12 protein-coding genes are annotated in these 11,379 nt (G+C 65.7%); 11 read left to right on the plus strand and 1 reads right to left on the minus strand.

Annotation, left to right across the window (positions count from 1 at the left end):
- Positions 1 to 326 precede the first annotated feature (326 nt).
- Positions 327 to 1,721: a cytochrome ubiquinol oxidase subunit I gene (locus QMX78_RS16875; protein WP_282271702.1), complete on the plus strand. Its 1,395-nt coding sequence runs from the start codon at positions 327 to 329 to the stop codon at positions 1,719 to 1,721.
- Position 1,722: 1 nt separating this feature from the next.
- On the plus strand, positions 1,723 to 2,736 hold the full coding sequence (gene cydB, locus QMX78_RS16880; RefSeq protein WP_282271705.1) for a cytochrome d ubiquinol oxidase subunit II: 1,014 nt from the start codon (positions 1,723 to 1,725) through the stop codon (positions 2,734 to 2,736).
- Between the two features lie 55 nt (positions 2,737 to 2,791).
- On the opposite strand, the gene QMX78_RS16885 is transcribed toward cydB, so the two are convergent.
- Complete coding sequence (locus QMX78_RS16885) at positions 2,792 to 3,850, minus strand: pteridine-dependent deoxygenase (protein WP_282271707.1); 1,059 nt, start codon at positions 3,848 to 3,850, stop codon at positions 2,792 to 2,794.
- 128 nt (positions 3,851 to 3,978) lie between these two features.
- Here QMX78_RS16885 and QMX78_RS16890 point away from each other — a divergent pair, with 128 nt between their 5' ends.
- From QMX78_RS16890 to QMX78_RS16930, 9 genes are all read left to right on the plus strand, one after another.
- Entirely contained in the window at positions 3,979 to 4,713 is a 735-nt protein-coding gene (locus tag QMX78_RS16890) for a beta-ketoacyl synthase chain length factor (RefSeq protein WP_282271709.1), read from the plus strand.
- Complete coding sequence (locus QMX78_RS16895) at positions 4,706 to 5,506, plus strand: lysophospholipid acyltransferase family protein (RefSeq protein ID WP_282271711.1); 801 nt, start codon at positions 4,706 to 4,708, stop codon at positions 5,504 to 5,506. Before QMX78_RS16890 ends, QMX78_RS16895 begins: the two co-directional genes overlap by 8 nt.
- Positions 5,493 to 5,750 carry a phosphopantetheine-binding protein gene (locus QMX78_RS16900; RefSeq protein ID WP_282271712.1) on the plus strand — a complete coding sequence of 86 codons (258 nt, stop codon included), beginning with the start codon at positions 5,493 to 5,495 and terminating at the stop codon, positions 5,748 to 5,750. Before QMX78_RS16895 ends, QMX78_RS16900 begins: the two co-directional genes overlap by 14 nt.
- Before the next feature lie 17 nt (positions 5,751 to 5,767).
- The gene (locus QMX78_RS16905) at positions 5,768 to 6,025 is read left to right on the plus strand and encodes an acyl carrier protein (RefSeq protein ID WP_282271713.1); all 258 of its coding nucleotides are present in this window, start codon (positions 5,768 to 5,770) and stop codon (positions 6,023 to 6,025) included.
- 21 nt (positions 6,026 to 6,046) lie between these two features.
- Complete coding sequence (locus QMX78_RS16910; RefSeq protein ID WP_282271715.1) at positions 6,047 to 6,598, plus strand: hypothetical protein; 552 nt, start codon at positions 6,047 to 6,049, stop codon at positions 6,596 to 6,598.
- A complete protein-coding gene (locus QMX78_RS16915) occupies positions 6,591 to 8,273 on the plus strand; it encodes an AMP-binding protein (RefSeq protein WP_282271716.1) in 1,683 nt (560 codons plus the stop codon). Before QMX78_RS16910 ends, QMX78_RS16915 begins: the two co-directional genes overlap by 8 nt.
- Positions 8,266 to 9,033, plus strand: a complete 768-nt coding sequence (locus tag QMX78_RS16920; protein ID WP_282271717.1) for a glycosyltransferase family 2 protein — start codon at positions 8,266 to 8,268, stop codon at positions 9,031 to 9,033. The genes QMX78_RS16915 and QMX78_RS16920 overlap by 8 nt, the downstream gene beginning before the upstream one ends.
- On the plus strand, positions 9,033 to 9,971 hold the full coding sequence (locus QMX78_RS16925) for an acyltransferase (RefSeq protein WP_282271719.1): 939 nt from the start codon (positions 9,033 to 9,035) through the stop codon (positions 9,969 to 9,971). Before QMX78_RS16920 ends, QMX78_RS16925 begins: the two co-directional genes overlap by 1 nt.
- Positions 9,961 to 11,379, plus strand: a 1,419-nt coding sequence (locus QMX78_RS16930) for an aromatic amino acid ammonia-lyase (protein ID WP_282271721.1), incomplete at its 3' end; no start/stop codon positions are given. The genes QMX78_RS16925 and QMX78_RS16930, both read left to right, overlap by 11 nt.

An 11,379-nucleotide genomic window follows, 5' to 3' on the forward strand; every position in this document is an offset into this window, starting at 1 on the left:
CGGGCGCGCGCCCCCCCCGCGGCCGCGCCGCCCCCCGCCCCCCCCCCCCCCCCCCCCCCCCCCCCCCCCCCCCCCCCCCCCCCCCCCCCCCCCCCCCCCCCACTACAGGGGTGGCCAAAAGTGCACCCCTCCCCAGCCCGCCCCTTGGCTGCGCCAAAGGGAGGGGGCAAAGCTGACCCCTCCCCAACCCTCCCCTTTGTCTTCGACAAAAGGGAGGGGGCTATCGCTGTGCGACGTTTTGACGCAGTGCGACATCCGGTCACATCCGCTCTTAACCAATACCGGACCAGAATCGCCCCAATTAAAAATGTTGCGGAGAAGCGGCCGTGGAAGCGCTGCTGTTGTCCCGGATCCAGTTCGGATTCGTGGTGAGTTTTCATGTGCTGTTCCCGGCCTTCACCATCGGCACGGCCAGCTGGTTGGCCTTCGTCGAATGGCGTTGGTTGCGCACCCGCAACCCGGTCTGGCGCGAGCTGTTTTTCTTCTGGCAGAAGATCTTCGCCGTGTCCTTCGGCATGGGCGTGGTCAGCGGCATCGTCATGGCGTTCCAGTTCGGTACCAACTGGCCGCGCCTGAGTGAAGTGGCCGGCACGGTGATCGGGCCATTGCTTACCTACGAGGTGTTGACTGCGTTCTTCCTGGAGGCGAGTTTCCTCGGCGTGATGCTGTTCGGTTGGGAAAAGGTCTCGCCGCGCCTGCACTTCTTCTCCACCTGCATGGTGGCGTTGGGCACGCTGTTTTCCACGTTCTGGATACTGTCTTCCAACAGCTGGCTGCACACGCCGGCGGGTTACACGCTGGTCGACGGCATCGTGCATCCGCAGGACTGGTGGCAGATCGTGTTCAACCCGTCGTTCCCATATCGCCTGGCGCATATGGCGCTGGGGTCGTTCATCACCACCTGTTTCGTCATTGGCGGTGTTGGTGCCTGGTACCTGCGGCGCGGCGTGCATGTGGAAGCCGGCCGCAAGATGCTGGTGGCAGCCGTCGCCTTCGCTGCTTTGACGGTGCCGGTGCAGATCTTCGTTGGTGACATGCATGGCTTGAACACGCTGGAGCACCAGCCGATGAAGATCGCGGCGATGGAGGCGCACTGGCATGAAAGCGAGCCCGGCGAAGGCGTGCCGCTGGTGGTGTTCGCGGTGCCGAACGAAAAAGAGGAGCGCAACGACTATGAGATTGCCATTCCCAATCTCGGCAGCGTGATCCTCACCCACAGCACGGACGGCACGTTCGCGCCGCTGACCTCCGTACCGGCCAGTGAGCGGCCGCCGGTGGTGCCGGTGTTCTATGCGTTCCGCATCATGGTCGGGATCGGTTCGTTGATGCTGTTGGTTGCGTGGATTTCGGCCTTCCAGTTGTGGCGTGGACGCCTGCTGCAGTCGAAGTGGCTGCTGCGTGGCTGGAACTGGATGCTGCCCAGCGGCTTCGTCGCGCTGGTGGCCGGTTGGTTCGTCACCGAAATGGGGCGGCAACCGTGGGTGGTGTATGGGGTGCTGCGCACCGCCGATGCGGTGGGTACGCAGAGCGTGTGGATGACGGTGCTGTCGCTTGCCATCTATGTGATCGGTTATCTGTTCGTGTTCGGCTGGGGCATCTGGTACCTGGTCAAGATCATGCGCAGCGGGCCCAAGCCACATGACCTGCCGCCGCGCGATGACGGCATGCATACCCCGGCGCGACCGCTGTCCGGCGTCAACGAACCGCTGGAGGAGCGCTGACATGGAGATGGCAATCTGGCTGCCGGTGGCATGGTTTGCGGTGATTGGCTTCGGCGTGCTGATGTATGTGGTGCTGGATGGCTTCGTGCTCGGCATCGGCATCCTTGCGCCGTTTGCCGAGGATGAGCAGCAGCTCGACGTGATGATGAATACCGCCGCGCCGATCTGGGACGGCAACGAAACCTGGCTGGTGCTCGGCGGTGCTGGCCTGATGGCGGCGTTTCCCAAGGCCTATGCGGTGTTGCTGTCGGGCCTGTACCTGCCGGTGCTGCTGCTGGTGATGGGCCTGGTATTCCGCGGCGTGGCCTTCGAGTTCCGCTTCAAGGCGCATCGCTCGCGCGCGCTGTGGAGCGTGTCGTTCGCGATGGGCTCGCTGCTGGCGGCGTTCGCGCAGGGTGTGATCCTGGGCGCGCTGGTGCAGGGCCTGCCGATGCAGGACGGGCAGTACAGCGGCGGCGCGTTCGGTTGGTTCAGCCCGTTCTCGATGCTGACCGGTGTCGCGGTGGTCACCGGCTATGCGCTGCTCGGCAGCACCTGGCTGATCCTCAAGACCGAAGGCCGTGAACAGGCGCTGGCACGTTCGCTGACGCGGCCGTTGATGGTGGCGGTGATCGTGTTCATGGGCCTGGTCAGCACCTGGCTGCCATTCCTGCAGTCGCGGGTGATGGAGCGCTGGTTCAGTGATGGCAACTTCTGGTGGCTGTCGCCGGTGCCGCTGTTGACCCTGGCCGTGGCAGTGGCGCTGTGGCGCAGCGCCATGCACCCGCGCCGCGACCTGCCGCCGTTCCTGCTGACCCTGGCGCTGTTCGTGCTCGGCTTCGTTGGCCTGGTGCTGGGCATGTGGCCCTACCTGCTGCCGCCGCATTTGACCCTGTGGCAGGCTGCCGCGCCAGCGTCGTCGCTGGGCTTCAGCATGGTCGGGCTGGTGCTGCTGCTGCCGGTAATCCTCGGCTATACGGTGTGGTCGTACCGGGTGTTCCGCGGCAAGGTGACGGCTGAGACGGGCTATCACTGAATCCGCGTTGATCTGGCCCGGCCGTTGCGCCGGGCCAAACATGGTGATGCGTTTCTCAGCCGTGCAGGCCTTCGATTTCCACCAGCAGTTCGGCCCGGCAGACTTCGCCGTGCAGCACGATGAAGCTGGATTCGGTCAGGCCGCGCTGCTGCAGTTGCAGGCTTACCGCGGCCGCGTCCTGCGGATTGCGAACATAGACCTTTAGCAGCGATTGCTCACCCAGATGGGATGCGAGTGCCGGCCGTTGCAGTCGCGCACCATCAATCAGGCTCTGCAGGTTGGTCAGGGTTTCGTCCAGCTGCATTGCCACCGAGCCATGGTGCTGTGAGCGGTGGCCGACGATGGCGGCGGTACCTGATTGCAGCAACGGCAGGCCGGTCGTGAGTGGTGGCAGCATCGCGCGGGCAAAGCTGGGCGACTGCGGGCCGTATTGGCGCGGATAGGCGTAGGCGCTGACCTGGCGCGGGTTTTCCAGCGGCGTGCCGGGTTGGCGGGCGGACAGGCTGTACACCTGTACCCGGCGGCGGCCGTCAAAGCAGCCGATGCAGGTGGCGGCAGGCATTGCGGCGTGATCCACCACCTGCAGGCCGCGCACGCGACCCAGGCAGAAGCGGCGGTAGCGCTCGTTGTCGTCGTCGCCTTCGGTGATGGCGTCGAGGTAGTTCCAGGTACGCAGCAATGATGGATAGTCACTGTGCGACAGGAATTCGCTCAGTGCGGCATAGGCCGTGGCGGTTGCGGTCTCGATATCGCCGTCAACCTCAGCGACTTCGATGGACGTGAACAGCAGCTCGGCGTTGTGTGACCATTGCACGGCACCGCTAGTGCCATGTTCGACGGCGCTATCGCCTTGCCAGACTTCGATCCGGTCGGCGCCATGCATCGCCAATGGCACCTGCAGCCAATGCGGCGCGTTGTGACATGTCGGCTCGGGGTTGAACCCGAACACTGCCAGGGTGCGCGGGTCGGCCAGCGCTGCGGCGGCCTGCTGTCCAGGCAGATAGCTGGCGCGAAACACTGAATGCGGAGTGCCGGGCTGGGCAGCGGTAGCCTGCTGCATGAAGAGGTTGCTGTTGCCCATACCGTGAATCTGCTGCCAATGGCCGGGCGTCATGATAGCTTGCCACGCTTCACGGTCCCAGCAGATGCCGTTTTTGCAGGTGTCGCGGCGTAATTCGGGGGAATGCGCCGCTCAGTCAAGCTGGGCTTCACGCTTCATGTAGTTGGATTGCAGTGGTGGCAATGATCGAATTTTCAGTAGCCGGTTGGTCGGCATGGGCGCCGGACCTGACTACGGCGGAGCAGTGGCGGGCCTGGGCTGAGCAGCCCTGGCTGCCGCAGGGGGATGCTGCGCCGGCGTTGCTGGAGGTGCCGGCCATGCAGCGGCGGCGCATCGAGCGGCTCGGGCGCATGGCCATCCAGGCGGCTTGCTGGTGCGAGCAGAACGGAGATGAATCCGACATCCCGCTGGTCTTTGCCTCCCGCCACGGCGATGTGGCGCGTTCGCTGGCGCTGCTGCAGTCGCTGGTGGGGCAGGAGCCGATGTCGCCGACCGCGTTTGGTCTGTCCGTGCACAACGCGGTTGCGGCGCTCTACTCGATCATGCGCGGCAGCCGCAGCAACTATCTGGCGCTTGCGGGCGGGGCGGCAACGGTGGAGGCGGCCTGCGTGGAGGCATATGGCCTGCTGGCCGATGGTGCGCCGGAAGTACGGGTGGTTGTTTACGAGGCGCCGCTGCCAGCCCTTTTTGCGGGGTTTGCGGATGAGCCCGATGCTGGCTTTGCCTGGTGCTGGCGGTTGCGCCGGGCAGATCAGCCCGGTACCCGACTGGGCTTGGCCTGGCGGGCTGCCCAAGCGGTGCCCGTCCGGCCGCTATTGCCGCGCGCTTTGGCTGCACATAAATTCCTTTTGTCGGGAGATGCCAGCATGATCACCACCATTGATGGGCAGGACTGGGTCTGGACGCGGCATGGCTGAGGCAGTGACTGCTCGGCTCAATCACGCCTGGCGGGTGTTCGCCACCGGGCTCAGTTTTGCTGCTTTCGGCATTGGCGGTTTACTGCTTGGCGGCCTGGTGATGCCGGCGTTGCTGCTGATCCGCGACGAGCACCGTCGCCGTCGGATTGCCCGGCGCCTGGTGCAGCTCAGCTTTGCCGGGCATATCGGCCTGATGCGCCGGTTCGGCGTGCTGACCTACGAGATCGTCGGCGGTGAGCGACTGCAGCGGCGGGGTCTGCTGGTGTTGGCCAACCACCCGACCCTGATCGACGTGGTGTTCCTGGTGTCGCTGCTGCCCAACGCTGATTGCGTGGTCAAGCGTGCCGTGGCCATCAATCCATTCATGCGCGGGCCGGTGCGCGCAGCTGGCTACATATCCAATGACGACGGTGCGGGTCTGGTGGAGGACTACATTGCGGCGGTGCGGGCCGGCGGCAGCCTGGTGATTTTCCCCGAGGGCACACGCAGCGTGCCCGGCCAGCCATTGCGGCTGCAGCGCGGGGCGGCAAACATCGCGGTCAGGGGGGAGCTGGATGTCACCCCGGTGCACATCCGCTGCAGCCCGGCAACCCTTGGGAAGGGGCAGAAATGGTATCGTGTGCCGCCGCGGCGTTTCCACGTTCGGATCGAGGTGGGTGAAGATATTCAGATCCACCCGTTCCTGGTCGATACCCCCACGTCAAAGGGGGATGCTTTGGCCGCGCGTCGCCTTACCGACCACCTTACCCATTATTTCGATCTTGCTGGAGATCCGAACCGTGCAGGCACTTGAGCACGAGATCAAGGAATTGATCATTTCATCGCTGTCACTGGAAGACATCGCGCCGGAGGACATCGATTCCGCCGCGCCGCTGTTCGTTGAAGGACTGGGCCTGGACTCCATTGATGCACTGGAGCTCGGTCTGGCGCTGCAGAAAAAGTATGGGGTCAGCCTGTCGGCTGACTCGGAAGAGACCCGCCGCCATTTTTCCAGCGTGCGCGCGCTCAGCGAGTTTGTCGCTGCCCGTCAGTCGTAACCGGGCCAGGAATTGCCATGACCAAGAGTGAATTGTTCGACCATATCGTTCGCATTCTCAACGACAGTTTTGAGATTGCGCCGGAGCGGATCAAGCCCGAGGCACGTCTGTACGAAGACCTGGACATCGACAGCATCGATGCGGTCGATCTGATCGTGCAGCTCAAGCCGTTGCTGGGCCGCAACCTGCAGCCTGAGGCCTTCAAGACCGTGCGCACCGTGCAGGACGTGGTTGACGTCGTGCATGGCCTGCTGCCCGATCAAGCCGCTGCCTGACCGGATCGGCAGAGGCCTGGCATGACGCGGTTCCGCGTGCTCGCCTTTGGTCTGCTGACGGTCGCCTATCCGTTGCTGGTGTACCTGGCGATGGGGCGCTTCGAGCCCCGCTGGATGGCGGTGCTGTTGTTTGCACTGGCCGTGTTGCGGGCGTTGACCAGTCGCCAGCCGCTGTGGATGGCGGCCGCTGCAGGTGCCGGCGTACTGGCCTTGCTGACCACGCTGCTCAACCAGGCGCTGCCATTGAAGCTCTACCCGTTGTTGGTCAACGTGGTGATGTTGGTGGTGTTTGCCACCAGCCTGCGGTTTGGGCCGCCGGTGGTGGAGCGTTTGGCGCGCCTGCAGGAGCCGGACCTGCCACCCTTTGCGGTGGCCTATACCCGCAAGGTGACCCAGGTCTGGTGTGGCTTTTTTGTTCTCAACGGGGGCCTGGCCCTGGTAACCGCGCTTTGGGCGTCGGACCGGACCTGGGCGCTGTACAACGGATTGTTGGCGTACGTGATGATGGCTGTGTTGTTTGCAGGTGAGTGGCTGGTACGGCGGCGAGTGAAGGCCGCGCACGCCCATGTCTGAGTGGATCGCTCTGGACCGGTTGCTGCTGCAGCCGCAGCCGGCGCGTTGCGTCGGCGTGTGCGAGGGCGTGGTGGTTACCCACGCTGCATTCCGCCAGCAGGTAATGGCGTGGCAGCAGGCATTTACCGCCGCGCCCGGCCGCGATTGGGCGCTGTACTTCGACGAGGCGCTGCCGTTCGCGGCAGCCTTGTTTGGTGCCTGGCATGCCGGCAAACGCGTGTTTCTGGCCGCCGACAACCTGCCGGCCAGCCTCGCTGAACTGCAGTCGCGGGTAAGTGGCTTTGCCGGTGACATCGATCCGGCGCATTCGCCGTTGGCCGCAGTGGATGCGCCCGCCGACCTTGCATTGGAACCCTTGGATGAGCGTGCCTGCGAGCTGGTGGTGTTCACCTCCGGCAGCACCGGCGAGCCCAGCGCGATCAGCAAACGTCTGGATCAGCTGGCGCGCGAAGTGGACGCCTTGCAGGCCGCCTTTGGCGCCGAGCTGGAAGGCGCCCAGGTTCATGGCACGGTCTCGCATCAACACATCTACGGGCTGTTGTTCCGGGTGCTGTGGCCACTGGCCGCGGGGCGCGAAATCCAGCCGCGTCGTTTCTTCCATGAAGACCTGATCAAAGCCCTGGGTGCTGCTGACAGCGTGCTGGTGGCAACGCCTGCGCACCTGAAGCGGCTGCCCGAGCAATTGGATTGGGCTGCGCTGCACGGGCGTCTGCGCGCGGTGTTCTCCTCCGGTGGCCCGTTGCCGGCCGATGCCGCGCCGCAGGTGCGGCGGTTGTTGGGCGTGGCGCCGACCGAGGTCTATGGCAGCAGCGAGACCGGCGGTGTCGCCTGGCGTCGTTGGCACGACGCCGCGCCGACCTGGCAGCCGCTGCCTGGCGTGCAGTGGCGCATCGAGGATGGCTGCCTGGTGGTGGCCTCGGCGCATCTGCCGACGACGTCGTGGTGGCAGACCCAGGACCGCGTCGAGGCCTTGGCCGAAGGCCGCTTCCGCCTGCTTGGCCGTGCCGACCGCATCGTCAAGATCGAAGAGCGGCGGGTATCGCTGGATGCACTGGAGCGCGCGCTGCGCGCCGATCCGCTGGTCGAGGATGTGCGGGTACTGGTATTGCCGGGTGCGCGCGAACAGCTCGCTGCGGTGGTGGTGCCGACGGATGCAGCGCTGATTGCTGCCGATGATGCCGCCCGCCGTGCATTCCAGCAGCACCTGGCAGCGGTATTGGCGCGCAGCCATGATGCAGTGACGCGCCCGCGCCGCTGGCGTTTGCTCAGTGCCTTGCCGCTCAATGCACAGGGCAAGGTTACCCATGCCGCCTTGGCCGCACTGTTCCAGCCGCTGATGCCGTCGCCGCGTTGGCTTGAGCGTTCGCCCAGCACTGCCGTTGCCGAGTTGGCGTTGGATCCTTCATTGCGGGTGTTCGAAGGACACTTTCCGCAGGCGCGGATTCTGCCCGGGGTTGCCCAGTTGGACTGGGCCATCCGCTATGGCCGACAGGCGTTCGACATGCCGCCGCGCTTCGAGCGCATGGATGCGGTCAAGTTCCAGCATGTGGCGCGGCCGGGACAGCTGCTGTCGTTGCAACTGGACTGGGACGCCGCACGCGGCGTGCTGGCCTTCCGCTACAGCTCCGAGCACGGCGTGCACGCCAGCGGCAAGGTGGTATTCGCCGATGCGTGATGCACCGCAGGCCGAAGGCGCCTTCGCGGCGCTGGTGGTGATCCCGGTATACGACCATGAGCAGGCGATAGCCGCGGTGGTCGACGGCGTGCGTGCCGCTGGCTTGCCGTGCCTGCTGGTGGACGACGGCTCGCACCCGGCCTGCGCACAGGTGCTGCGTGCGCTGGCGCAGCAGGCCGATGTTGATCTGCTGCGCCTGGAGCAGAACCAGGGCAAGGGCGGTGCAATGCTGGCCGGCTTCGCCGAGGCGGCGCGGCGGGGCTACAGCCACGTGGTGCAGATCGATGCGGATGGCCAGCACGACACCGGCGACCTGCCGCGTTTCGTGGCCCTGTCGCAGGCGCAGCCGCAGGCGGTGATCTGTGGCGTGCCGGTCTATGACGAGAGTGTGCCCAAGGCGCGTCTGTACGGGCGCTACCTCACCCATGTGTGGGTGTGGATCAATACCTTGTCGCTGCACCTGCGCGATTCGATGTGCGGCTTCCGGGTCTATCCGCTGCCGCCGGTGTTGCGGCTTGCAGCCGAGGAAACCATCGGCAGGCGCATGGACTTCGACAGCGAGATCCTGGTGCGCCTGTTCTGGCGGCAGCTGCCGGTGTTCCATCTGCCCACCCGCGTTACCTATCCCAGCGATGGCGTGTCGCACTTCGATGTGTGGCGCGACAACCTGCGCATCAGCCGCATGCATGCCCGGCTGTTCTTCGGCATGGTGTGGCGCAGTCCGCGCCTGCTTTGGCGGCGGCTGCAGGGGGCGCGATAGTGGCCGCCAACAACACACCGCACTGGGCCGATATCGGCGAATCCACCTCGGTGGCCGGGGTGCTGTTCCTGTGCTGGGTGCATCGTTGGTTCGGGCGTTGGCCGTTCCGTCTCTGCGTATGGCCGGTGGTGCTATGCCATTGGCTGGGCAATGGGGTTGGGCGGCGTGCGTCGCTGCAGTACCTGCAGCGGCTGCAGGCGCATACCGGCGCGTTGGGGCGCACGCCGCGCCGGCGCGACAGCCTGCGCCACTTTTTCTGTTTCGCCGATACCTTGCTGGACAAGATGCTTGGCCTGGGCGGTCGTTACCCGGCCGAGCGCATCGAGCTGCAGCGCGACCTGATGCTGGACAGGATCGCCCGCCGCGAAGGCGGCCTGCTGCTTACGGCGCATATCGGTTGCCTGGAGCTGTGCCAGGTATTGGCTGAGCAGGTGCCGGGCTTCCGCATCACGGTGCTGGTGCATACCGCGCACGCGCAGCGCTTCAACCGCCTGCTGCAGCGGCTGGACCCGCTGGCGCAGGTGGAGTTGATGCAGGTGACTTCGATGGGCCCGGACACCGCGCTGGAACTGAGCCGCCGTGTCGCCGAGGGCGGCTTTGTCGCCATCGTTGGTGATCGCGTGCCGGTGCAGGGCGGGCGCACGGTGATGGCGGATTTCCTCGGCCACCGCGCGCCGTTCCCGATTGGTGCCTATGCACTGGCCGCCGCGCTGGGCTGCCCGGTCTACACCATGGCCTGCCTGCACCAGGGGCAGGGCTACCGCGTGGTGTTTGAACATTTCAGTGATCGCATCGTGTTGCCGCGTGGCTCGCGTGATGCGGCACTGGCTGGCCAGGCGCAGGCATTTGCCTGTTGGCTGGAGCGGCAACTCATCCAGTCGCCGATGGACTGGTTCAACTTCTTCCCCTTCTGGGACCAAGCCCCCCATGCAGAATAAGCAAGCTCCCGCGTGCCGCTTCGGCGACGCACCGTTGACCATCGAAGACGTGGTTGCACTGGCGCTGCGCAGGCGCGCCGCGCTGCTCAGTGACGAGGCCGGTTTCCGTGTTCGCATCCAGCAGGGCGCAGATTTTCTTGATCGCCTGCTGCGTGAGGACGGTGTCGTCTATGGCGTGACCACCGGTTACGGCGATTCGTGCACGGTCAATATTCCGCCCGCGTTGGTCGCTGAATTGCCGCACCATCTGTACACCTATCACGGCTGCGGCCTGGGCCGTTATCTTGATCCGGTGGAGACGCGTGCGGTGTTGGCTGCGCGGCTTGCCTCGCTGGTGCGTGGCATGTCCGGTGTCAGCCTGCCGCTGCTGGAGGGGCTGACCAGCCTGCTGCGGCACGACGTGCTGCCGATGATCCCGGCCGAGGGCTCGGTCGGTGCCAGTGGTGACCTGACCCCGCTGTCGTATGTGGCGGCGGTGCTGTGTGGCGAGCGCGACGTGTTTTACCAGGGGCGCGTGCAGAACGCGGCGGACGCATTGGCGGATATCGGCATGACGCCTTTGCGGCTGCGTCCCAAGGAAGGCCTGGCGATCATGAACGGTACCGCGGTGATGACCGGCCTGGCCTGCCTGGCCTGGCAGCGCGCCGATTACCTGTCACGCCTGGCCACGCGTCTGACCGCGTTCAATGTGCTGGCCAGTGACGGCAACGCGCATCACTTCGATGAAACCCTGTTCGCCGCCAAGCCGCATCCGGGGCAGATGCGCATCGCCGCGCGCCTGCGCGAGGACCTGCACAGCGAACGCCCGCCACGCAATGCCGAGCGCCTGCAGGATCGCTACTCGCTGCGTTGCGCACCGCACGTGATCGGCGTGCTGGAAGACACATTGCCATTCCTGCGCCAGCTGATCGAAACCGAGCTGAACAGCGCCAATGACAATCCGCTGATCGATGCCGAAGGCGAGCGCATCCTGCACGGTGGCCACTTCTATGGCGGCCACATCGCGCTGGCGATGGACACGCTGAAGAACACCGTCGCCAATCTCGCCGACCTGCTCGACCGGCAGCTCGCGCTGCTGGTGGATGCACGCTACAACCACGGCCTGCCGGCCAATCTGTCGGCCGCCACCGGCCCGCGTGCGGCCATCAACCATGGCCTGAAGGCGCTGCAGATCAGCGTCTCGGCCTGGACCGCCGAAGCGCTCAAGCAGACCATGCCGGCCTCGGTGTTCTCGCGCTCCACCGAATGCCACAACCAGGACAAGGTCAGCATGGGCACCATCGCCGCGCGCGACTGCCTGCGCGTGATCGAGCTGACTGAACAGGTGGTGGCGGCGATGCTGATCGCCGCCCGCCAAGGCCTGGCCCAGCGCGAAATGGTTGGCATGAACGCGCCGCGGCATTGCCGT

The organism is Stenotrophomonas sp. PS02298 (genome assembly GCF_029959445.1).
Classification (GTDB): Bacteria; Pseudomonadota; Gammaproteobacteria; order Xanthomonadales; family Xanthomonadaceae; genus Stenotrophomonas.